Here is a 22,174-nt window from a genome sequence, read left to right as displayed (position 1 = left end):
CGAAAGCATCCGAAGCGTCGTCGTGTTCTGAGCCGGGGAGGCATACGCCTCCCTCCCAGCCATCGCCCGCCGGCGGCGTTACGCAACAGTGTGAAGAAACGCCCCGGCGGGCCTGATCCAGCTTGGCTGCCCGCCCTCGCCCGGCCTCAGCGCTCGCGTTCGGCGTCGAGCAGATATTCCTTCATTTTCTGGGCCACGGGCGACAGGGCGCGCTGACGGTGCTGCAGCACCGACACGTCGCGGCTGATCGCCGGCTCGACCAGCTCCATCACCTTGACGTCGACCAGCGGCGCGAGTTGGCGGGCGTTTTCGGGCAGCACGGAAACGCCAAGCCCGGCCGCGATCATACTGATCGCGGTGGTCGAGAACCGCACCTCGTAGGACGGCCGGACATCCGGGGCAACGCGCAGCAGCGCCCGGTCGACGAGGTCGCGCAGCGGATTTTCCTTCGCCAGCGCGATCAGCGCCTCGCCGGACAGATCCGACCAGCGCACATTCTTCTGGCGCGCGAAACGGTGGTCGGCCCGGCACACCAGCATCAGCCGATCGCGCATCATATGGGTGGATTCCACCTCCGGGTCCTCGTCTGCGACCGTCCCGATGGCGAGATCGACCTCGTTGCGCTTCAAGGCCGGACGGATCTCCTCCTCCGGCATGTCGCGCACCTGCACGCTGATATCGGGATAGCGCCGGTTGAACCGGGCGATCACCGGCGGCAGAAAGGTGGCGGCCAGGACGATCGCCGAGGCCACCAGAACCCGCCCGCGCCGCAGCGAGGCGAGTTCGTGCACGCTGTCGACGGCGATTTCCAGGTCTTCCAGCACCTTGCGGGCCTGGGGAAAGAACTCGCGCCCCGCCCCCGTCAGGCTGACCATGCGGGTATGGCGGTCGAACAGCCTCTGCCTGAGCTCGGTCTCCAGCTCTTTGATCAGGATGCTGATCGCCGACTGGGTCAGGTTCAGTCGGCCGGCGGCAAGGTTGAAACGGCCAAGCTCCGCCACGGCGACGAAGGCCTGGATCTGGCGAAGCGTTACGTTCACACGGCGGGTTCCGTCCTGCTGGGTCCGATGGCCGTCGCGGCCATCTCCATCCGGCAGGGTGACGCTATCGCGATTGATTTTCAATCCGACAATATTCGCGAAATTGTTTCGAATTTTGAATGAGAGTGCCGTCCGCGCTCGCGCATCACACACACGCGGCGGCCAGTCGGGCCGCTTCCTGCCTGTCGCCGGCCATCAGCAGGCCCATCTCCTCGATGCGGCTCCGGTCGGGCGGCAGCTCGCCGACCAGCTCGCCATGAAACATCACCAGAATGCGGTCGCAAATGGCGAACAACTCCTCCAGCTCGGTCGAAATCAGCAGGATCGCCCGCCCCGCCTCGCGCTGCTTGAGCACTTCCTGCATCACCAGTTCCATGGCGCCGATGTCGATGCCGCGGGTCAGCTGGTTGATCAGCAGGAAATCGGGATCGCGGGCAAGCTCGCGCGCCACGACCAGCTTTTGCTGGTTGCCGCCGGACAGGTTCTGGATCAGGTCGAACTCGCCCGACGCCTTGACCCGGAACCGGCGGATCAGGTCGCGCGTGTGCTCGGCGATCGTGCCGAATTTCAACAGCCCGTGCCTGGCGAAGGGCGGCCTGTTGTAGCGCTGCAGCAGAACGTTTTCCGTCAGCGCCAGCGGCAAGACGATCCCCATCTTGTGGCGGTCTTCGGGAATGTGTGCGAGCGGCCGGCGATTGACCTCATCCGGCGGCAGTCGGCTGATCTCCTCGCCATTGAGCGAAATCGTGCCCGCCGTGACCGGCAACAGCCCGGTCATGGCGAGCGCGAGTTCGCTCTGCCCGTTGCCGGACACGCCCGCGATCCCGACGATTTCGCCTTCGCGAACCTCGAGCGAGACGTTGCGTACCGCCGGCAGGCCGATCTCGTTGTCGCAGCTCAGCCCCTCGACCCGAAGCACGGCGCGGCCCGGCGCCCCGTTCGTGCGCGGCAGGTCCATCAGGACGTCGCGGCCAACCATCATGCGCGCCAGTTCGCGCGGATTGGTGTCGGCGGCCCGGGTCGTGAACACCACCTTGGCATCGCGCATCACGCTGACGCGGTCGCTGACCGTCATCACCTCGTCGAGCTTGTGCGAGATGAAGATCACCGTCTTGCCGTCCTTCACGAGGTCGCGCAACAGCACCAGCAGGCGGTCGGTCTCCTGCGGCGTCAGCACCGCCGTCGGCTCGTCGAGGATCAGAAGGTCGATGCCGTGAAACAGCACCTTCAAGATCTCGACCCGCTGCTGTTCGCCGACCGAAAGGTCCTGGATCAGCGCGTCGGGACGCACGTCGAGCCCGTAGCGCTCCGACAGGTCGCGAATCCGCGCATGCACGTCGCCCATGTCGGTGATGACGCGTGCCGGCATGCCCTGGCCGAGCACGTAGTTTTCCGCCACCGTCAGGTTGGGCACCAGCATGAAGTGCTGATGCACCATGCCGATGCCGTGCCGGATCGCCTCGCGCGGCGAGCCCAGCCGCAACGGCGCCCCCTTGTAGACGATCTGGCCTTCGTTCGGAGACAGGACCCCGCACAAAATGTTCATCAACACGCTCTTGCCGGCGCCGTTCTCGCCGAGCAGGGAGTGAATCTCGTTTTCCTCCACCTCGAGCGTCACGCCGCCGCTGGCGACGAGGTCGCCGAAGCGCTTGTGGATATTGTCCATGCGAAGGAAGGGCTGTGTGGTCATCGATCCCGCCTCACGCCTTGTTATAGGGGACGCCGAGCATCTTCGGCGTGTCGGCCTTGTTGCGCACCATCACCAGCGCGACGATGGTCATCACGTAAGGCAGCGCCTGCAGGGCCTGATAGGGAATGTTGAGCGCCGGCTGCGCCTGAAGCTGGAGCTGGAGCGCATAGAAAAGGCCGAACAGCATCGCGACGAAGAACGCGCCCACCGGCGACCAGCGCGCGAACACCACCACCGCGAGTGCGATGAAGCCGCGGCCGGAGGTGATGTTCTCGACGAACTGGTTGGAATGGCCAAGCGTCAGAAACGCGCCGCCGAGGCCGGCCAGTCCGGTGCCGATCATGACCGCCCCGTAGCGATAGGCGGCCACGCTGCGTCCGACCACGTCGACCGCCTTGGGATGCTCGCCGACGGCGCGCAGGGTCAGGCCGAACGAGGTTTTGTAGAGCACCACCACCGCGAGCACCACGACAAGCAGCGTGCTGTAGACGATGGCGTTGTGACGGAAAAACGCCTCGCCGAAGAACGGCAGATCGCTGAGCCCGGGAATGTCGAGCGGCTGCGCGATTTCCACACCGCGGCCGGTGCCGACGAAATAGGTGCGGAACAAAAAGGCCGTCAGTCCCATCCCGAGCAGGTTTATCGCCGCACCGACCACGATCTGGTTGGCCTTGATGGTGATGGTGAAAAAGGCGAATAGCAGCCCGACGGCCATGCCGGCGCCGATCGCCGAGGCCAGTCCGAGCGGCAGGCTGCCATAGGTGAACATGGTGGCGAAACCGACGAAGGCGCCGACCAGCATCACGCCCTCCAGCCCGATATTGAGCACGCCGGCGCGTTCCGAAAACACCTCGCCGATCGCGGCGAAGATCAGCGGCGTCGCCAGGCGCCAGGAGGCGCCGATCGTGGTGGCGATGAAACCGAGTGTCGCGACGTCTTCCATGATGAACCTACTGCGAACGGGAGGCGGAGCGGAACCGGTAGACGCCGAAGGCGACGACCGAGAGAATGACCATGCCCTGGATCACCGACACCAGAACCTGCGGCACCTGGGCGGTGATCTGCATCAGTTCGGACCCGGAGCGCAGTATGGCGAACAGCCCGCCGGAAAAGATCGCCCCGATCGGGTTGTTGTTGGCCAGAAGCGCAACGGCGATGCCCTCGAAACCGTAACCGGGCGAGATGTTCTGGTAGAGCCGGCGCGTGACGCCGGCGATCTCGAACGCCCCGGCCAGCCCGGCCATGCCGCCGCTGATGCAGATGGCGATCATGATGTTGCGGCCGACATTGATGCCCGCATAGCGCGCCGCGTTGGCATTGATGCCGACCACGCGCACGGCGTAGCCGGCACTGCTGCGGAACAGGAAGATATAGAAGGCGATCGCCAGGGCGACGGCGACCAGGATGCCGATATGCAGCCGCGTCGGCGGCAGGATGCGCGGCATCCAAGCCTCCTTCAACAGCCGCGCCGATTGCGGATAGGCCGAGGCGGCGTCGCGCAGCGGACCGGTGACGAGATAGCTGGTCCCGATCAGCGCGATATAGTTGAGCATGATCGTGGTGACGATCTCGCTGGCGCGGAAATAGACCTTGAGCAGGCCGGCGATCCCGGCCCAGGCCGCGCCGGCGGCGGCGCCGGCCACCATGATCAGCGGCACGTAGATCCAGGGCGTCAGCCCCTCGAAGGCCACGCCGACGATCGTCGCCGCGACCGCCCCGGCATAGAGCTGGCCCTCCGCCCCGATGTTCCAGATGCTGCAGCGAAACGCCACGCACAGACCGACGCCGATCAGGATGAGCGGGATCGACTTCAGCAGGATCTCCGCGATCGAGCGCGTGTCCTGCAACACGCCGACGATCATCACCGAAAACACGTCCCAGCCGTTGAAGCCGTTCAGGCTCAGCAAAATACCGCCGCAGATCAGCGCGACGAGAACCGCCGCGGCGGGCAAGGCGATCGCTTGGGCGATCCGAACCAACATGCTCATGGCATTTCCCATAAGATCGGTATCCGCGGCGCCTGGCCGCTCGTTTTCGATGTTCGCCATGATCCTGTCGTCGTTGAAAAAACTCTCGAAAGCGCGGAAGCGGAGACCGGTCGGCGGCCGACCCGCGCGGGTGATGGTGCTATTGGCCGCGGGTAGCGATCTCGCCGGCGATGATGCGGTTCCTGGCGTCCTCCACTGTGTGACGGACATCGTCCGGCACTGGGCGGGCGGAATGGTCGTTGTAGGAGAAAGCCCTCCTCGAACACTTCACGACGCTCCCTCCCTCATCATCACCTGGCACGGCGCGACGAGCTTTCGCCGCCGCCGTGAGGGCGCGCCCTGCGCGCCCCCGTCCTTCATGGCGCCTGGTGTGGCTCGATCGTTTCCGGAAGCCGGCGACCGGCTCCGCGGTCGGGCCTCAGCGGGCGCGCGTCTGGATTTCGCCGGCGGCGATCTTGGCCCTGACCTCCTCGACGACAGCGCGAATATCGGCCGGAACCGGATTCTTGACGTCGTCGCGGAAGGTGAACTTCATCACCTCGGGATCCTTCAGGCCGAACTCGTAGTTCTGGGTCGGCACGTCGCCCTCCTGGATCATCCGCGCGACCTTCACCACGCCCTGGGCGTAGTCGGCGACGTAAAGGCCCAGAATATGGTCCGGCGCGACCTCGGTGAAATCGCTGAAGATGCTGAACGTGCCGACATCCTTGCCCGCTTCCGCGATCGCCTGGTAGCCGCCGATCGTGGCGCCCGACGCATTCGGCACCAGGAAGTCGACGCCTTGCGCGATCATGCTCAAGGCCGCCTCCTTGGTGGCGGTGGTGTCGGAGAAGTTGCCGATATAGGCCTCGCTGATCGGGAACTCGGCATCGACGCTGCGCGCGCCGTTCCTGAAGCCCTCGAACGCCTGCTGGATCGGCGGGATTTCCATACCGCCGACAAGGCCGGCCTTCTTGCCCATCTTCGCGGCGACCACGCCCATCAGGTAGAAGGGCTGACTGGTGTCGGTGTTGAGGCCGATCACATTGTCTTCGTAAACGTGGCTCGAGGAAATCAGAAAGACCGTGTCGGGATAGTCCGGCGCCACGTCGAGGGCGGAATCCTGAAATTCGAAACCATGCCCCAGGATAATGTCGTAGCCCTGGCTGGCGTAGTCGCGGAACGCCTTTTCGAAAGAGGCCGGGTTCTGCTGCAGCTCGACATAGCTGACCTGCGCGCCCAGTTCCTTCTCCACGCCCTTCAGCGCGTTGTAGCCGATACGGTTCCAGCCCTCCTCCGAGACGCTGCCCGGCACGAGCAGCCCCATCTTGAGCGTGTCGGCCCAGGCTGCCGTCGGCAACGACATCGTCACCGCGGCCGCAACCGCCATGCCCGCAATATAACTGCGTCTATTCAGGTTCATGATGCTCCTCCCAGATTTCTTTCATCATGCGTCCCGGCCCCGGTGGAACCGGTCAGCCGCTCCCCGCCGGCTGGCGGTGCTCGTCTCCCGCGACCGGCCTGGAGGCCATCTCGAAAACGGGTTTGCCCTTGGCGATCACCGTCATCGTATCGGCGCCCCCGGCAACGAACGTGTCGACATCGGCGCAATCGGTGATCAACAGGTCGGCGAACGCGCCGTCGCGCAGGCCGTAATCGGCTCCCAGGCCCATCAGCCGAGCCGGGATTTCGGTCATCATCGAATAGACGGTTTTCAGTTCGTCGCCGCGCAGATGGCCGGCAAGCAGCGTCCAGCGGCCGATCTCCAGCATGTCGCCGGCACCGGTCGGCACGAACGGATCCTGGATATTGTCCGATGCGGTCGCGATCGGCACGCCCGCGCGCACGAGTTCGGCCACGCGCGTCAGTCCGCGCGGAGGCAGCATGTCGGCGTCGCGCCCCTGCAGATAGAGATTGGCCGCCGGCAAGGTGACGACGCCGAGATCGAGTTCGAGGATCTCGTCGCGGATGCGCTCGAAGGCCGCGCGCGGCATGGCGCTCAGCACCGAAACGTGGCTCAGCACCGTGCGGCTCTCGAGCCCGTATTTGCGCACCCGGTCGAACACGGCATCGAACAGCGGCCGCTGCGGGTTGAGATGTTCGTCCAGATGCAGATCGACCGGCTTGCCGTGGCGGGCGGCAGCGCCGAACAGAATGTCCATATAGCGGTAGGGGTCCTCGGCGACGGCCGGGGTGCCGCCGACCACGTCCGCCTTTTCCACCGCCGCGTCGATATTGGCGTCGAGCCATTCCAGGTCCTGGCCCGGATGCGGGGTCATGAAGGCGACCAGTTGCAGGGTCAGCCGCTCCGCCCAGGCCCCGCGCAGCGCCGCCAGCGCCTCGATGCCGTTGAAGCCGGCATCCTTGTCGACATTGATATGGCTGCGGATCGCGGTCGTTCCGCGCGACAGGCAGCGCGCCATGGTGCGCTCGGCGCGACGCGTGATGTCGTCCGGCGGCGCGGTGCGGGCATATTTGGCAAAGGCCTCGCGCGCGCCCTGCAACGTGCCGGACGGGTTCGGCGTGAACCGCAGCACGCCTGTCTTGTCGAGATGCTGGTGGGCGTCGACGAGGCCGCTTGTGACCAAACGGTTCGCAATGTCGACGACATCGGCGTCGGGCGCCGTCAACTCCTCGCCGATGCCGGCGATGCGCCCGTCGGCGCCAACGAGGATGTCGGCGCTGCGTATGTCACCGGCCCCGGCGACGACGCGTCCGCCGCGCAAGATGTAAGCGCGACCGGCACGAGGATGAAACACGCTGCCGTTTGCCAGCATCCCAAACTCCCTTTCCTGGCTTTCACCATCGACGGCAACGCTATCCCTGGCCCCATTGATTAGGCAAATTCATTATCCAGATAAATTCTTTCTGAATATCAATAAATGGAACCAGGGCGCCTCGAGCGTCGGCAGCCATACGGCGCGCCGAGCGCCAGCGGCATGAATCGATCTGAAAGCAGGATAAATCGTGAACATCTCACATTAAAAACTCACAATTTTTCAATTATTATTTCTGATATGCAAATTATAGTGCATTTCATAATGCGATAATTATATAAATATAAATATCTTTCAAAAATTATCGATTTTAATTACCTTATTTCGGAATACGATTTGTATCGTATTGATTTTAATGAATTTTTTTACAGTTCCAATTTTTGTTGACAATCTTTACTTAAAGAATAAATTGTTGACAATCAAAGCGGAGGTCGCATGCCGGAATCCCCATTTCGCACCCGCCCCGGTCGCAACGCCGCCACGCCCGGCGCATCGATGAGCGGACCGGAAGCCGAAGAACGTGTCGTCAGCGCGGTGGTCGAGGCCATTCTCGGCCACCGGATCGCGCCGGGCACGCGGTTGATCGAACGCGAACTCGCCAACTATGCCGGCGCCAGCCGCTCCGCCATTCGTAATGGCTTGCTTACGCTTGCCCATGCCGGGCTCGTCGAGCTCAGCCCCAACAAGGGCGCGACCATCGCCATGTGCTCGCCGGAGGAGGCAAGACAGATCTTCGAGGCGCGCATCGTCATCGAGGCTTCGGTGCTCGACATTCTCGCCCGCACGCTCGACGAAGCCGGCCGCGCCAGGCTCGACGCCTTTATCGACGAGGAACATGCCGCCTACGAGGCCGGGCGCATGGAAGAGGCCCGCCACCTGTCGCGGCGCTTCCACCTGCTCGTCGCCGAACTGTCCGGCAACGACGTCCTGACCGGCTTCGTGCGCGATCTCATCAACCGCCAGCCGCTGCTGTCGTGGACGCGCGAGGTCCGCCAATCGCGCTTTTGCGGCAATGACGCGCACAAGCGCATCGTCGAGGCGCTGGCGCGCGGCGACGGCGCCGAGGCCGCGCGCCTCAACACCGAGCATCTGCGCGAACTCGAACGGGAGCTTCGCACCGACCGCGAAAGCGCCCTCAAGACCGTCGGCGCCGAGGACGCCGACGAGGTTCCGCGCCCGCGCCCCGGCTGACCGCCGGCGCCCGCCGGAAATGATCTTGAAGAACAAATAGATAAAGGGATGGAGCCGCCATGAGACGTTTTGACTACTACCAGCCGAAAAGCCTGGAGGAGGCCTCCGCGCTCATGGCCGATCTCGGCTCCGAGGCCAGCATCATCGCCGGCGGCACCGATCTCCTGGTCGAGATCAAGGAGGAGTTGCGCAAGCCGCGCCATGTCGTCGACATCAAGAAGATACCCGGCCTGCGCGACTATTCCTACGACGCCGAGACAGGTCTGCGTTTCGGCGCCCTGGTCACGGCGCGCGACCTGGAAATCTGGGCCCCGGTAATCGAGCACTATCCAAACCTGCGCACCGCCGTCGCCGCGCTCGGCTCGATCCAGGTTCGCAACCGCGCCACCGTGGTCGGCAATGTCTGCCGCGCCTCGCCATCGGCCGACACCATTCCGCCGCTGATTGCCGACGGCGCGTCGCTGTCCGTCTACAATCGCGGCGACGAGCGGCAGATTCCGATCGAGGATCTGTTTACCGGGCCGGGCCGCACGGTCCTGGTGCCCGGCGACATCGTCACCGGCATCTCGGTGCCGCCGTCGCGCCCGCAAAGCGGCCGCGCCTATATCAAGCACGGCCGCCGCAAAGCGATGGAGCTCGCCACCGTCGGCGTTGCCGTCAGCCTCGAGCGCGACGGCGACACCTGCACCGAAATCCGTATCGCGCTCGGCGCGGTCGCGCCCACCCCGATCCGCGCCCGCAACGCCGAGGCGCTTCTGCGCGGCCGCGCCATCGACCCGGCCGCCTTCACCGCGATCGCCGATGCCGCGATGGCGGAATCCACACCGATCAGCAATGTGCGCGCCAGCGCCGCCTACCGCCGCGACATGGTCGGCGTGTTGACCCGGCGCGCCATCGGCCAGGCCATGGGAGGCGTTTGATGACCCGTATCGTCACAATGACCGTCAACGGACAGGAGCACGAGCTGCCCTCGCCCGCCAACCGCACCCTGCTTGATGTGCTGCGCAGCGAAGGCGGCCTGACCGGCACCAAGAAGGGCTGCGACGTCGGCGATTGCGGCGCCTGCACGATCATCATGGACGGCAAGCCCGTCAATGCCTGCCTTGTGCTGGCCGTCGAGGCCGAAGGTGCCGATATCCTGACCATCGAGGGTCTGCAGCACGCGCCGGACAGACCGCATCTGTTGCAGGAGAAATTCATGGAGCACGGCGGCGCCCAGTGCGGCTTCTGCACGCCCGGCATCGTCATGATGGCCAAGGCCCTGCTCGACGAAACCCCCGCCCCGAGCGAGGACGAGATCCGCTTCGCGCTGGCCGGCAATATCTGCCGCTGCACCGGCTACACCAAGATCATCGAGGCCGTTCAGAGCGCGGCCGAAGAATTGAACAAAGCGAGGGCGCAATGACCGTTCACGACCTTCCCGTCGCGACCAGGCAGACCTTCTCGGTCGTCGGCAAGAGCGTCAAGCGCTCCGACACGCTGGAAAAGGTTACCGGCAGCGCCGTCTATGCCGGCGACATCATCCTGCCCGGCATGCTGCACGGCAAGATCAAGCGCTGCGAGATCGCCCATGCCCGCATCAAGGCGATCGACACCTCCAAGGCGCTGGCGCTCAAGGGCGTCAAGGCCGTGCTCACCCACGAGAACGTGCCCCGCGTCCTGCATTACGGCTCGCCGCATCCGCGCTCGGCCTCCGTCACCAGGGACCAGTACATTCTTGACGACCGCGTGCGCTACTGGGGCGAGGGCGTGGCCGCGGTCGCGGCCGTCAGCGAAGAAATCGCCGAGGAAGCGCTCGGCCTGATCGAGGTCGAATACGAGCCGCTGCCGGCCGTCTTCACCGTCGAGGACGCGCTGAAACCCGGCGCCCCGGCCCTCCACGACAACGGCCTGGACGAAAACAACGTCCTGCCGCCGGTGATCGTGGAACGCGGCGACATCGAGCAGGGTTTTGCCGAGGCCGACCTCGTCCTGGAGGGCGAATACGAGCTCGGCCGCCCGACCGCCGCCTATATGGAGCCCAATATCTGCGTCACCCAGTGGGACGGCAACGGCAAGCTCACCATCTGGAGTTCGACCCAGACCGCCTTCATGGTGCGCGGCGCGCTGGCCGAGGTTCTCGGCGTCCCGCTCAATAAGGTCCGCGTCGTGGTCGACCACATGGGCGGCGGGTTCGGCGCCAAGCAGGACCTGTTCCAGCACGAATTTCTGGCCGCCCTGCTCGCACGCGAAACCGCGCGGCCTGTGCGCATGGAGTTTTCCCGCAAGGAGACCTTCTTCGGCGGCCGGTCGCGTCATCCCGGCAAGATCTGGCTCAAGCAGGGGTTCACCAGGGACGGCCGCATCACCGCGCGCCAGGCGCGTGTGGTCTTCAATTCCGGCGCCTATGGCTCGCACAGCCCGGGCGTGACCAATGTCGGCACCGCCGCGATGACCTCGCTCTACCGCTGCGACAACGTGCATCTGGAAGGTCGCGCCATCTACACCAACACGCCGATCGCCGGCGCCTTTCGCGGCTACGGCGTGGTGCAGACCTATTACGCCATCGACCTGCAGGTCGACGAGGCGGCCGAAAAGCTCGGCTTCGACCCGGCCGAGTTCAAGCTGAAGAACGCGGTCCGCGAGGGCGACATCGCGCCGTCCAACCATCCCATCGTCGGCCACGGCCTGGAGGACTGCATCCGCCGCGGCATGGCCGAGAGCGACTGGCACACCGCGCGCAAGGCGCCCAAGGGCGACGGCGTCAAGCGTCGCGGCTGGGGCATCGGCTGCGAAATGCACGGGTCCAGCGCCTATCCCGGCATCAAGGAACAGGGTAACGCCATCGTCAAGATGAACGAGGACGGCACGGTCACGCTGTTGACCGGCACGGCCGGCCTCGGCACCGGCGCCCACACCGCGCTGTCGCAGATCGTCGCCGAGGAGCTCGGCGTGCCGTTCGAGGATATCGCCGTCGTCCAGGGCGACACCGACGTCGTGCCCTGGGACATCGGCGCCTTCGCCAGCCACACCACCTATATGGGCGGCCGCGCCGCCCAGATCGCGGCCGCCGACGTGCGCCGCCAGGTGCTGGCCCATGCCGCGCCGATGCTCGACGCAGCCCCCGAGGACCTGACGATCGTCGACGGGCTCATCATGCGCACCGACGGCTCCAACCGGTCGATCCCGCTCGGCGAGGCGGTCGCCCCGCAGCGCGGCATGCCGGCGATCCAGCTTGTCGGCGTCGGCACCTATACGCCGACCAAATCCTACTCCTTCGGCGCCCATTTCGTGGAGGTCGAGGTCGACACCGAGACCGGCGAGGTCGCCGTCCTCCAGGTGATCCCGGTGCACGAGATCGGCAAAATCATCCATCCGGTCGCCGCCGCCGGCCAGATCGAGGGCGGCATCCAGCAGGGCATCGGCCATACGCTGAGCGAGGACTACGTGATCGACCTGACCAACGGCCGCTCGCTCAATCCGAGCTTCGTCGACTACAAGATGCCGCTGTCGATGGACATGCCCCCGATCCGCACGATCATCCTGGAGACCGCGCCCGATCCGGGCGGTCCCTGGGGGGCCAAGGGTGTCGGCGAAGACCCGATCATCGCCATCGGGCCCGCCATCGCCAACGCCATCCACGACGCGATCGGCGTGCGCTTCCGCCACTACCCGATCACGCCGGAAAACGTCCTCGACGCCCTGCGCGCGAAAAGCAAGGAGGCATGACAATGCCCAACATCGAGACCACAGGCGGCGACAAGGTTCCCGTCACCATCCTCACCGGCTTCCTCGGCGCCGGCAAGACGACGCTGCTCAACTACATCCTGACCGAGCGCCACGGCCACCGCATCGCCGTGATCGAGAACGAATTCGGCGAGATCGACGTCGATTCCGACCTGGTGATCGCCTCGGAGGAGGAGATTTTCCAGATGCAGAACGGCTGCATCTGCTGCTTCGTCGACGTGCGCAACGACCTCGTCGAGGTGCTGCAGAAGCTGCTTGCCCGCAAGGACAAGTTCGACCACATCCTGGTCGAAACCAGCGGACTGGCCGACCCCACCCCGGTCGCAACCAGCTTCTTCATCGACAACGAGGTCGCCGGCCAGGTCGAGCTCGACGCCATCGTGACCATGGTCGACGCCAAGCACATCGCCCAGCATGTCGACGATCCGCTTCTCGACGGGCGCGACAACCAGGCGGTCGACCAGATCGTCGCCGCCGACCGGATCGTCATCAACAAGGTCGATCTGGTCGACGATGCCGCCGTCGGCGCGCTGGAAACCAATTTGCGCAAGCTCAACGAGACCGCCGACATCTTGAAGGCCAGCTATGGCAAGGTCGACCTGTCGAACATTCTCGGCATCAGCGGCTTCCAGCCCTCCTACGTCGCCGAACGCGCCAAGCTCCTGAACCTCGACGACCATCATCATCACCACCATCACACGCACGATCAGACGGTGGCATCGGAATCCTTCACCTTCGACAGGCCCTTCGACCGCGCCAGGCTGGAGGCGACCCTGTCGGCCTATCTCCAGGAAAACGGCGACGCGATCTTCCGCACCAAGGGGATTCTCGCGATCGAGGACGACGACCGCTTTTTCGTGCTCCAGGCCGTCCACAAGCTGATGGATTTTCGCCCCGACCACGCCTGGGGCAAGGACCGCCCCTATTCCAAGCTGGTCTTTATCGGCCGCGACATCGACCGCGCCGAGATCGAGAAAATGCTCGAAACCTGTCTCGCCTGAGACGACCCATCCTCCCAGGACACCCCACCTGTCGCCGGCCTTCGCGCCGGCGATTTTTTGCCTGTTCCGTTCGCGGGGACATAGGTCAAAATGATCGTCCGCCTGTCGTCGGGAGAAACGGGAATGTCGGGAAAATCGGAAAGTTGAAGCGTCTGCGACCGCCTAGGGCACCAATGACGGGCCTACCCGGCCACCGGCTGCCTGGCAGCGCCCTTCAGTCCGGCCCAGCGCCGCACGAGGCCGGCATCGATGTCGAACAGGTCGAGCACCCGCCCGACCGTATGGTTGACCATATCGTCGAGCGTTTGCGGCTTGGCGTAAAATGCCGGCACCGGCGGGCAGATGATCGCGCCGGCCTCCGTCGCCTGCGCCATCGAACGGATATGGCCCGAATGCAGCGGCGTCTCGCGCAGCATCAAGACCAGCTTGCGGCGTTCCTTCAGCGTCACGTCGGCGGCCCGCGCCAACAGGCTGGAGGTCACGCCGGACGCGATCTCCGCCAGCGTCTTGACCGAACACGGCGCCACGATCATGCCCAGCGTGCGGAACGAGCCGCTGGAACAGGCTGCGCCGATATCCTTGTTGGAATGTACCACGGCCGCCAACTGCTCGACCTCGGCGATCGTGCTGTCGGTTTCCATCGCCAGCGTGATCCGCGCCGCGTTCGACACGATGAGATGCGTCTCGATGTCGAGCGCGCGCAGGATCTCCAGAAGGCGAATGCCGTAGATCGCGCCGGAGGCGCCGCTGATGCCGACGATCAGCCGCTTGCGGGAGGGATCGGCCGGCTTCACGGGACGCCCGCCTCAGCCGCCGGCAGTGCCGAGCCGTTCGAGCACGGCACGGGCGCGGGCGAACGCCGCATCGTCGATCCTGGCCAGCGTGCCATGAAAATCGGCGCCGCGCGTGGCGTCGAGGCCCATGCGCGAGGTGGTGCCGATGCCCGACGCCGACGGGTCGAGCGCGTTGCCGGGCAGCCCTTCGATGATGACGACGTCGCGATGCGGCTGGAAATGGGTCGAGAGCGCCCAAAGCACGTCGCTGTCGCGGGTGACGTCGACATCGGCGTCGACGGCGATCACCGTCTTCAGATAGGCGTCCCAGCCGAGCAGGCCGAGCATGACCTGCCGCGCCTCGCCCGGCCGCATCTGGTTGAGCGCCACATAGGCGTGGAAATGGGTGCCCGAAGCCGGGTAGTGCACGGCCGTCACGCTCGGAAAACGCTGCTTTAGCTTTTCCACCATCTCGGCCTCGCGCGGCACGCGCCCGAGATTGAGATGTTCGGCCGAATTGCCGCCGGCGACCGACACCAGCATCGCGTCGCGCCGGCGCATCACTGTCTCGACCCGGAACAGATTGTTGGTCGAGCGGTCCGACGAATAGCCGGTGAACTCGCCGAAAGGTCCCTCCTCGACATGGGCCTCCGGCTCGATCACCCCTTCCAGCACGATCTCGGCGAAGGCCGGCACGCGGATGCCGTGCTTGGGCGTGCGCACCACTTTGAGCGGCTCGCCCAAGAGCCCGCCGGCCACGTCGCGCTCATCGGCGCCGAAGGCGAGCCGGGCCGAGGCGGCGATCATGAACAGCGGATGCGCACCGATCACCATGGCGACCGGCATCGGCTCGCCGCGCTCCTTGGCCATGTTCAACAGCCGCCACAAATGGCCGCGCGAATGCAGGCTGGTCGCCAGTTCGTTCTTCGAATGGATCATCGCCCGGTGGTAGCTCAGATTGCCGCCGCCGGTCTCGGGATGCTCGGCGATGATGACGCCGCTGGTGATGTATTTCGCCCGATCGGTGGCGAAGTGCTTCAGCATCGGCAGGGTCGCAAGGTCGATGTCGCCGTCCTCGACCAGTTCGCTCACCGGGCCGCTGTCGAGTTCCACCGGCGCGACCTCGCGGCGCGCGCGCGCCTGATAGGCCTCGTGCAGGCGGCTTTCCTCGACGCCGAACAGATGCGCGATGCGCTCGCGCGAGCCGAAAATATTGGAGACGACCTCGGCCCCGATATTTTCGACCTTGCGAAAATGCAGCACCGGCGCCCGGTTTTGCGCAGCCAGCGCCCAGATGCAGGCGGTGACGTCCTGGTCGTCGGAAACCGGCTCGTCGATCGTCAGGAGATCGTGCGGACGGGCCGCGCGATAATCGGCCAGGAAACGGCGGATGTCCTGGGCGTCGTGGGGGGCCGGCTTGTCCATCAGCATACTCTTTGATCTTGCCTCGGGCACGGGAGATGCGGCGGCCCGGCATCGCCGGGCCGCCTGCGGACATCAGGCGGGAACAGCCTGGCCCGCGCCGCGCGTGACGCCTGCATAGGTGTCCGTCAGGCGCGCCTTCGCCTCGTCCATGGTACGGGGCGGAGGGGTGGGGTCGATGCCGACCAGCTTGGCGATGTTGTTGCCCAGATAACCTTCCAGGTCGTCCTCCGACAGGCCGAGCCCCTGCGGCGGCTCGTGGCACAGAACCTCCAGCTCGCGCAGCCACATGCCGGGCTCGTTGGGCGGCGAATCGGTGCCGAAGACGATCTTGTCCTTCGGCAGTTCCTTGGCGAACTCGACGATCCGCGACTGGAAGCACCAGCCGGATTCGCAATAGACGTTGGGTGTGTCCATCGCCATCCAGAAGGATTCGAAGGAATAGTTGCCACCGGTCTGGATGCCGAAATGGCCGATGATGAAATTGACCATCGGGAACTCGCGGATGATCGGGTAGAACATCGTCGGGATCGTGTAGGGCCCGTCACCGGTGTGGATCAGCACCACGACACCGAGCTCGGCGCATTTCTTCATCGCCGGCCGCAGCCATTCCAGCGCCCGGTCCGGCCGGTAGCCGTGCATGTTGGCGTGCAGTTTCAGCATCTTGAAGCCGTATTCCTTGACGTGGAATTCCAGCTCCGCCGCGCCGTTCTCAGGGCCCCAGCGCGGGTTGTAGTTGAAGTTGCCGATGAAGCGGTCCGGGTATTTCTGGCACAGCTCGGCGATGTAGGCCATGTAGTCGCGAATGCCCTCGCGGCCCATGCGGTTGCCGTCGCGATAGCCGGTATTGCCGGGCGGCGGCTGGATGAAACCCATGTCGATGCGGCGCGGCTTGCCGTTGATCCAGTACGGACCGTCCATCAGCTTGAGCATGCGCTCGCCGGTGAATGGCGTGCCGGTGTGCCGCCAGGCCTCGTCGACCAGATTGGTCGGATGCAGGTGGGTGTCGATAATCATGATGATCTCCGGGATTTTTCGAGAGCGATACGCCGGACGGCCTCAGGCCGTTGCGAGGCTGGGCGCTTCGCCCTTCAGACGTGCTTTCGCCTCTTCGAGGGTGCGCGGCGGCGGCGTCGGATCGAGGCCGATCATGCGCGCGATATTGTTGCCGAAATAATCTTCCAGCGTGTCCTCATCGAGGTTCATGCCCTGCGGCGGCTCATGGCACAGAACCTCCAGCAGCCTCAGCCACATGCCCGGCTCGTTGGGCGGCGTGTCGGTGCCGAACAGGATCTTTTCCTTCGGCAGTTCCTTGGCGAACTCGACGATGCGCGACTGCAGGCACCAGCCCGATTCGGCGTAGACATTGGGCGCGTCCAACGCCATCTGGAACGGCTCGAAGCAGTAGACGCCGCCCGTCTGCACGCCGAAATGGCCGAGGATGAAATTGACCTCGGGGAACTCGCGGATGATCGGATAGAACTCGGTCGGGATCGAATAGGGTCCGTCGCCGGTATGCACCTTCACCAGAAGGCCGAGCTCGGCGCATTTCTTCATCGCCGGGCGCAGCCAGTCGAGCGCGCGGTCGGGCCGGTAGGCGTGCATGTTGGCCTGGAGCTGCACCATCTTGAAGCCGTATTCCTTGGCGTGGTGCTCGATCTCCTCGGCACCGTTCTGGGTGCCGTAGCGCGGATTGTAGACGAAGCAGCCGAGGAAGCGGTCGGGATATTTTTGAACCAGCTCGACCGTGTAGGCCATGTAGTCGCGGATCGCGTCCTTGCCGGTCAGGTCGCCGTGCCCGTCAGTATAGATCGTGTTGCCCTGGGGCGGCTGGATAAAGGCTTTGTCGATGCGGCGCGGCTTGCCGTTCACCCAGAACGGCCCGTCCATCATCTTCAGCAGGCGCTCGCCGGTAAACGGATCGCCATCGTGCCGCCATGCCAGGTCGACCAGCTTGGTGGGGTAGCAGCTAATGTCGATTATCATCGATTGTCTCCACAATTGGCAAAGTCCCGCCAACACGGAGCCCGTGCGCGGCGAAACCACCGCGCCCGACAACAATCCTGCCGCAATCTCTGTCAGCTCTTACCGTCGGGCGCAGATCAAGTGATCTCTTGCCAGCAATTCCCGACCGGATTTTTCGCGTTATACGCGACCGAAATTCGGCGTTCTGCTTCTACTGACAATGACAAATTCTTAGCCGATTTAGCCAAGATTTGAAAGTAAAAAAGGAGAAAAAATTCAAGTAATTTCCTATGCTTAGGAAAATATCGGCACATCGCGGCCCTTGCCTGCGGCCCCTTCCGCAAGCCCCGCCGCGTTCCGGCGCGCGTTTATCATCCGCGCCTCGGCCACACCCAATAGGTGCAGCCGAAACGCCCCCCTTCCCGCCTAGTCTTTCGAACCGATTTGCGGCGTGTCGGCCCGCGCCTCGGCGATCTTTTCCCTCAATTCATGCACGATGTCGTTGAACTCTACCGTGTAGGTCAGGTCGATCGGCCGCGGCCGTTCGAAACCGATCTCGCGTTCCAGCACCACGCGTCCGGGCCGCGCGCTCATGACGAAGACGCGATCGGCCAGGTAGACGGCCTCGCGCAGATCGTGCGTCACCAGCACCACGGTGAATTTCTTCTTCTGGTGCAGGTCGCGGATCACGCCCCACAATTCCTCGCGGGTGAAGGCGTCGAGCGCGCCGAACGGTTCGTCGAGCATCAACAGGCCGGGCTCGTGGATCAGCGCCCGGCACAGATTGGCGCGCTGCTGCATGCCGCCCGAGAGCTGCCAGGGATAGTTCGATCCGAAACCGCCGAGACCGACCAGATCGAGCATGGCTTCGGCACGCGCGACATACTCGGCCTTGTGCTTGCGCAGCCGCTGGGCGTGCGGCGCGACGATCTCCAGCGGCAGCATGATGTTTTCGAGCGTGCGCCGCCACGGCAGAAGCGACGGGTTCTGGAACGCCATCCCGACAATGTCGAGCGGCCCGCGAACCATGGTGCCGTCGACGGCGATGCGGCCCTTTTGCGGAATGACCAGGCCGGTCGTCAGCTTCATCAGGGTCGACTTGCCGCAGCCGGAGGGTCCCACCACGGCGGCGAACTCGCCCTTGCGCACCGACATGGTCAGCTCCTCGACGGCGGTCACGCCCTCGTCGCCGCCATAAGACAGCGTCACATCGGAAATCTCGACGAAATCGGTTTGCGGCCGGCCGGCCTGGGCCGGATCGACCTGCGCCAGCTTGACCGGCCGCTTGGCGGCCGCGCCGTCGGCTTGATGCAGCGAAGTTTCGTTATACAGCAAGGTCACGGAGCCTGCCTCCTGTCTTGGGGTGGTCCGCGAAACCGCGGCCCGGTGTCTCGGGTTCAGTGGTTCTGCGAACGATGCGCCCAGCCGGTGAAACGTTGCTCGACCAGCGCGGTAAGCGCGTAAAGCAGGATGCCGAGCGCCGACAGCACCAACAGCGCGGCAAACACGATCGGCACCTGGAAGGCGGCCTGGGCGTCGAGCATCAGCTTGCCGAGCCCCTTCGACGCGCCGGAGGTTTCGGCCACCACCGCGCCGATGAAAGCGAGCGTGATCGCAACCTTGAGCGAGCCGAAGAAATGCGGCAGCGAGCGCGGAATGCCGACCTTGGTCATCACCACAAGCTTTTTGGCGCCGAGGGCGCGCAAGACGTCCTCGAGCTCCGGTTCGACCGTGGCGAGCCCGGTCGCCACGTTGACCACGATCGGGAAGAACGAGATCAGGAACGCGGTCAGGATCGCCGGCACGGTGCCGAGACCGAACCACAGGATCAGGATCGGCACGACGGCCACTTTCGGGATCGAGTTGAAGGCGATCAGCGCCGGGTAGACGGCCGAATAGACGGCGCGGTGCCAGCCCACCGCGACGCCCAGAAGCAGGCCGATGACGATCGCCAGCGCGAAGCCGAGCAGCGTCGTCCACAACGTCACGATCATGTTGTCGAAGATGACGACCCGGAACTCCCACAGCGCGGCGAGCGTCGCCGAGGCCGTCGGCAGGATCGATTCGGGAACGTTGAACAGCCTGCAGCCCACTTCCCAAACCAGGAACAGGCCGAGCGTGAACAGCACCGGCGAGCCGATGTTTTCCGCATGCCAGATCCAGTCCGGGCCACGGCGGGCGGGTTTGGCCGGAGGCGAGACGATATCGGTCTGTGCCATCTTATCCACCTTTGTAAGTCGCACCGGTGGCAAGAGCGGCGCGCGCGCCGCTCCCGCCTGTAGCGGGCCTCGACCCTATTGGATCATCCGCTCTTCCTTCGCCGGCAGGTAATCCTCGGTATAGATGTCGGACGCCTGCGGCTTGTTGGTGAAGGAAAACGTTTCCTCGAGCTGGTCGATCGAGCGCGCCAACCGCCCCGCATCGACATGGCCGAACCCGTTTTCGCGCACGTCGTCGGTGAAGTAGCACTGCTGCGCCACCAGCTTCAGCCGTTCGAGCTCGATATCGCGCTTGGCGATCGGATTGTGTTTGAGGACGCTGTCCATCGCGCCTTCGGGATCGTTGATGGCATCGCGGAAGCCGCGAATGGTGGCGCGCACGAAACCGGCCACCGCCTCGGGATGCTCGGCGATGAAGGACGGGCTCGCCATCACCGCGCTGCCGAACAGGTCGAGCCCGTAATCGCTCATCATCATGCCCACGATCTGGTCGTCGGGCACGCCGGCGGCCTTGACCGCGAGCTTGTTGGAGATGAAGGCGGTCACCGCGTCGACCTGGCCCTGCGCCAGAAGGGTCTCGCGCACCGGAAAGCCGACATTCTCGATCTTGATCGTCGACGTGTCGATCCCGTTGAGCTTGGCGAAGATCGGCCAATGCGAATAGGCCGCATCCGCCGCCGGCGCGCCAAGGATCTTGCCTTCCAGATCCTTCGGCGCGGCGATGCCGTTCTTCTTGATCGTCAGGATCGAAAACGGCGGCACGTTATAGGTCACCAGCACCGCCTTGATCGGCACGGCGTCGGCCGTGTCGCGATATTTGATCAGCGCGTTGAGGTCCATCTGGCCGATATCGTAGGAGCCCGACGCGATCCGGTTGATGCCGTCGACGCTGCCGGTCCCCGGATCGATCGAGACGTCGAGCCCCTCATCCTTGTAATAGCCCTTGTCGAGCGCGACCAGAAAAGGCGCGACATGGCCCTCGAAACGCCATTCGTGAATAAACCGGACTTTGGTCAGTTCCTGCGCGGCGGCGGGAAGCGCCGCAATCGCCATGACCATCGCACTGAGTAGTAAAGCCAGTTTGCGCATCGTCTCCTCCCAGAGACCGGCCGGTAGCGACCGGTCGAATTCGCGCCAACACCAAAACCATGCCCGAAGGACAGCTCCAACGGTCACCGGACACGGTCCGCCGGGGGCCGAAAGCCCCAATTGTCTACAACGAGTCGGGAAGAACCAAATTCGTACAGCGCAACCCATCTCGTTGGCGTTCCAACAAGTGAGCAATTATCTCCCCCGCCCTTCAGGCGGCAGGGATTAGTGCGCTTCTACTCACGCGGCAGGGTAAAGCTACATCAAGCCGCCACGCGCTGTCAAAGTGAAACTCTTGCTAGCCAAACCGACCCAATCGCTTTGATTGCAAAGACTTACGCCTCACATCCATTACGCGAAAACGGCGCGCGGAAAGTAGAACGACACCACCCAGTTCGGCGCGTCGACGATCTCGCTGATCCGCAAATCGCCGCAGACGGAGCACAGCATATAGGCGTCGACGGGAGCGAGCCCGTGCTCGCGCGCGATCAGCTCGATCATGCCGGCGAGCGCCGTGCGCGCGCCCTCTTGAAGATCCGGCCCCACCCCCGTCGTCACTTCGTAGCCGGCGCCGTCGAGATGGCGCGTCACCGGGCCCGGCGTGGTGAAGCGCGGCATCGACAGCCCGGCCTGCTTGACCAGGTCCAGCTTCAGGGCGACCGTCATCGCGCTTTCGATCGCGGTGCCGCACACCTCGCCATCGCCCTGGGCGGCATGGGTGTCGCCGATCGAAAACAGCGCGCCCGCGACCTCGACCGGCAGATAGAGCGTCGTGCCGGCGGCCAGGTCGCGAATGTCGAGATTGCCGCCCACCCGGCGCGGCGGCACCACCGAATGTCGCCCGGGCGCGGCCGGCGCGACCCCGATCGTGCCGGCGAACGGCTTCAGCGGCACGCGCGCATTGGCGCCGAACAAGGCCGGCACGCGCCCCGCAACGTCGTAGCGCCACAGATGCAGCGCCGGATCGGGAAACTGGTCGGCAAGCAGGCCGAAACCGGGAATATTGGCCGTCCAGCCGAAGCCGGACGGCTCGAATGCCTCGATCGTCACCTTGAGCGCGTCACCCGGCTCGGCCCCGTCCACGAACACCGGCCCGGTGACCGGGTTGATCGTGTCGGAGGCCAGCGTCGCCACGTCGGCGACCGTGCTTTGCGGCGTGAAATGGCCGCACGCGGCGTCGAGGCACTCGAAGCTCAGGCGCGCGCCGGGCTCCACATGCATGACCGGCGCGATCGCCTTGTCCCAGCCGAAATGATGCCGGGCGCGGTGGATGGTGTGGTCGGCTCCTGTGCACATGGCGCGTCTCCCCGGTGG

Annotated in this window: 19 protein-coding genes; 5 read left to right on the top strand and 14 right to left on the bottom strand. The window is 64.9% G+C overall.

The genetic code is table 11. The features are described from left to right. Positions 1 to 146: 146 nt before the first annotated feature. The 6 genes from EP380_RS20605 to EP380_RS20580 all read right to left on the bottom strand — a co-directional run bounded on the left by EP380_RS20605 (position 147) and on the right by EP380_RS20580 (position 7,474). Positions 147 to 1,040: a LysR family transcriptional regulator gene (locus EP380_RS20605; RefSeq protein ID WP_127600429.1), complete on the bottom strand. Its 894-nt coding sequence runs from the start codon at positions 1,038 to 1,040 to the stop codon at positions 147 to 149. A 145-nt stretch (positions 1,041 to 1,185) separates the two neighbouring features. Further along, positions 1,186 to 2,730: an ABC transporter ATP-binding protein gene (locus tag EP380_RS20600; protein WP_127600427.1), complete on the bottom strand. Its 1,545-nt coding sequence runs from the start codon at positions 2,728 to 2,730 to the stop codon at positions 1,186 to 1,188. Between the two features lie 10 nt (positions 2,731 to 2,740). Further along, a complete protein-coding gene (locus EP380_RS20595; protein WP_106570777.1) occupies positions 2,741 to 3,673 on the bottom strand; it encodes an ABC transporter permease in 933 nt (310 codons plus the stop codon). Between the two features lie 7 nt (positions 3,674 to 3,680). Beyond that, positions 3,681 to 4,718 (bottom strand): ABC transporter permease, encoded by a 1,038-nt coding sequence (locus EP380_RS20590; RefSeq protein WP_238719957.1) that lies wholly within the window; start codon positions 4,716 to 4,718, stop codon positions 3,681 to 3,683. A 418-nt stretch (positions 4,719 to 5,136) separates the two neighbouring features. Next, positions 5,137 to 6,087, bottom strand: a complete 951-nt coding sequence (locus tag EP380_RS20585) for a BMP family protein (RefSeq protein WP_338036312.1) — start codon at positions 6,085 to 6,087, stop codon at positions 5,137 to 5,139. An 85-nt stretch (positions 6,088 to 6,172) separates the two neighbouring features. After that, on the bottom strand, positions 6,173 to 7,474 hold the full coding sequence (locus tag EP380_RS20580) for an amidohydrolase family protein (protein ID WP_127600425.1): 1,302 nt from the start codon (positions 7,472 to 7,474) through the stop codon (positions 6,173 to 6,175). A 435-nt stretch (positions 7,475 to 7,909) separates the two neighbouring features. On the opposite strand from EP380_RS20580, the gene EP380_RS20575 reads away from it, so the two are divergent. The 5 genes from EP380_RS20575 to EP380_RS20555 are packed head-to-tail and all read left to right on the top strand — an operon-like array spanning position 7,910 to position 13,392. Next, positions 7,910 to 8,665 carry a GntR family transcriptional regulator gene (locus EP380_RS20575; RefSeq protein WP_238719956.1) on the top strand — a complete coding sequence of 252 codons (756 nt, stop codon included), beginning with the start codon at positions 7,910 to 7,912 and terminating at the stop codon, positions 8,663 to 8,665. 59 nt (positions 8,666 to 8,724) lie between these two features. Beyond that, complete coding sequence (locus EP380_RS20570) at positions 8,725 to 9,585, top strand: FAD binding domain-containing protein (protein ID WP_127600423.1); 861 nt, start codon at positions 8,725 to 8,727, stop codon at positions 9,583 to 9,585. Then, positions 9,585 to 10,070 (top strand): (2Fe-2S)-binding protein, encoded by a 486-nt coding sequence (locus EP380_RS20565; protein ID WP_106570783.1) that lies wholly within the window; start codon positions 9,585 to 9,587, stop codon positions 10,068 to 10,070. The genes EP380_RS20570 and EP380_RS20565 overlap by 1 nt, the downstream gene beginning before the upstream one ends. After that, entirely contained in the window at positions 10,067 to 12,373 is a 2,307-nt protein-coding gene (locus EP380_RS20560; protein WP_127600421.1) for a xanthine dehydrogenase family protein molybdopterin-binding subunit, read from the top strand. The genes EP380_RS20565 and EP380_RS20560 overlap by 4 nt, the downstream gene beginning before the upstream one ends. 2 nt (positions 12,374 to 12,375) lie before the next feature. Then, on the top strand, positions 12,376 to 13,392 hold the full coding sequence (locus EP380_RS20555; RefSeq protein ID WP_127600419.1) for a CobW family GTP-binding protein: 1,017 nt from the start codon (positions 12,376 to 12,378) through the stop codon (positions 13,390 to 13,392). A gap of 182 nt (positions 13,393 to 13,574) precedes the next feature. Here the strand turns inward: EP380_RS20555 and EP380_RS20550 are convergent, their stop codons facing one another. The 8 genes from EP380_RS20550 to EP380_RS20515 all read right to left on the bottom strand — a co-directional run bounded on the left by EP380_RS20550 (position 13,575) and on the right by EP380_RS20515 (position 22,156). Beyond that, complete coding sequence (locus EP380_RS20550) at positions 13,575 to 14,186, bottom strand: UbiX family flavin prenyltransferase (RefSeq protein WP_127600417.1); 612 nt, start codon at positions 14,184 to 14,186, stop codon at positions 13,575 to 13,577. 12 nt (positions 14,187 to 14,198) lie between these two features. Beyond that, positions 14,199 to 15,590, bottom strand: coding sequence for a UbiD family decarboxylase (locus EP380_RS20545; RefSeq protein ID WP_127600415.1), 1,392 nt, complete (start codon positions 15,588 to 15,590; stop codon positions 14,199 to 14,201). 72 nt (positions 15,591 to 15,662) lie between these two features. After that, a complete protein-coding gene (locus EP380_RS20540) occupies positions 15,663 to 16,604 on the bottom strand; it encodes an amidohydrolase family protein (RefSeq protein WP_106570787.1) in 942 nt (313 codons plus the stop codon). A 42-nt stretch (positions 16,605 to 16,646) separates the two neighbouring features. After that, the gene (locus EP380_RS20535; protein ID WP_106570788.1) at positions 16,647 to 17,573 is read right to left on the bottom strand and encodes an amidohydrolase family protein; all 927 of its coding nucleotides are present in this window, start codon (positions 17,571 to 17,573) and stop codon (positions 16,647 to 16,649) included. Between the two features lie 405 nt (positions 17,574 to 17,978). After that, positions 17,979 to 18,755, bottom strand: a complete 777-nt coding sequence (locus EP380_RS20530; RefSeq protein WP_238719958.1) for an ABC transporter ATP-binding protein — start codon at positions 18,753 to 18,755, stop codon at positions 17,979 to 17,981. 194 nt (positions 18,756 to 18,949) lie between these two features. Then, the gene (locus tag EP380_RS20525; RefSeq protein ID WP_420845884.1) at positions 18,950 to 19,780 is read right to left on the bottom strand and encodes an ABC transporter permease; all 831 of its coding nucleotides are present in this window, start codon (positions 19,778 to 19,780) and stop codon (positions 18,950 to 18,952) included. Positions 19,781 to 19,846: 66 nt separating this feature from the next. After that, positions 19,847 to 20,860 (bottom strand): ABC transporter substrate-binding protein, encoded by a 1,014-nt coding sequence (locus EP380_RS20520; RefSeq protein WP_127600413.1) that lies wholly within the window; start codon positions 20,858 to 20,860, stop codon positions 19,847 to 19,849. Positions 20,861 to 21,211: 351 nt separating this feature from the next. Beyond that, positions 21,212 to 22,156 (bottom strand): acetamidase/formamidase family protein, encoded by a 945-nt coding sequence (locus EP380_RS20515; RefSeq protein WP_127600411.1) that lies wholly within the window; start codon positions 22,154 to 22,156, stop codon positions 21,212 to 21,214. Between the last annotated feature and the right edge of the window lie 18 nt (positions 22,157 to 22,174).

It is taken from the genome of Nitratireductor alexandrii (assembly GCF_004000215.1).
Taxonomy (GTDB): domain Bacteria; phylum Pseudomonadota; class Alphaproteobacteria; order Rhizobiales; family Rhizobiaceae; genus Mangrovimarina; species Mangrovimarina alexandrii.
Note: the sequence above shows the minus strand (reverse complement) of the source record. Positions and strands in the feature narration are given on the sequence as shown.

What these genes read in the sequence shown, in the direction of transcription:
- EP380_RS20600 (WP_127600427.1), bottom strand. Translation starts at nt 2,730, where the DNA reads ATGACCACACAGCCCTTCCTTCGCATGGACAATATCCACAAGCGCTTC.
- EP380_RS20595 (WP_106570777.1), bottom strand. Translation starts at nt 3,673, where the DNA reads ATGGAAGACGTCGCGACACTCGGTTTCATCGCCACCACGATCGGCGCC.
- EP380_RS20590 (WP_238719957.1), bottom strand. Translation starts at nt 4,718, where the DNA reads ATGAGCATGTTGGTTCGGATCGCCCAAGCGATCGCCTTGCCCGCCGCG.
- EP380_RS20585 (WP_338036312.1), bottom strand. Translation starts at nt 6,087, where the DNA reads ATGGCGGTTGCGGCCGCGGTGACGATGTCGTTGCCGACGGCAGCCTGG.
- EP380_RS20580 (WP_127600425.1), bottom strand. Translation starts at nt 7,474, where the DNA reads ATGCTGGCAAACGGCAGCGTGTTTCATCCTCGTGCCGGTCGCGCTTAC.
- EP380_RS20575 (WP_238719956.1), top strand. Translation starts at nt 7,910, where the DNA reads ATGCCGGAATCCCCATTTCGCACCCGCCCCGGTCGCAACGCCGCCACG.
- EP380_RS20570 (WP_127600423.1), top strand. Translation starts at nt 8,725, where the DNA reads ATGAGACGTTTTGACTACTACCAGCCGAAAAGCCTGGAGGAGGCCTCC.
- EP380_RS20565 (WP_106570783.1), top strand. Translation starts at nt 9,585, where the DNA reads ATGACCCGTATCGTCACAATGACCGTCAACGGACAGGAGCACGAGCTG.
- EP380_RS20560 (WP_127600421.1), top strand. Translation starts at nt 10,067, where the DNA reads ATGACCGTTCACGACCTTCCCGTCGCGACCAGGCAGACCTTCTCGGTC.
- EP380_RS20555 (WP_127600419.1), top strand. Translation starts at nt 12,376, where the DNA reads ATGCCCAACATCGAGACCACAGGCGGCGACAAGGTTCCCGTCACCATC.
- EP380_RS20545 (WP_127600415.1), bottom strand. Translation starts at nt 15,590, where the DNA reads ATGGACAAGCCGGCCCCCCACGACGCCCAGGACATCCGCCGTTTCCTG.
- EP380_RS20540 (WP_106570787.1), bottom strand. Translation starts at nt 16,604, where the DNA reads ATGATTATCGACACCCACCTGCATCCGACCAATCTGGTCGACGAGGCC.
- EP380_RS20535 (WP_106570788.1), bottom strand. Translation starts at nt 17,573, where the DNA reads ATGATAATCGACATTAGCTGCTACCCCACCAAGCTGGTCGACCTGGCA.
- EP380_RS20520 (WP_127600413.1), bottom strand. Translation starts at nt 20,860, where the DNA reads ATGCGCAAACTGGCTTTACTACTCAGTGCGATGGTCATGGCGATTGCG.
- EP380_RS20515 (WP_127600411.1), bottom strand. Translation starts at nt 22,156, where the DNA reads ATGTGCACAGGAGCCGACCACACCATCCACCGCGCCCGGCATCATTTC.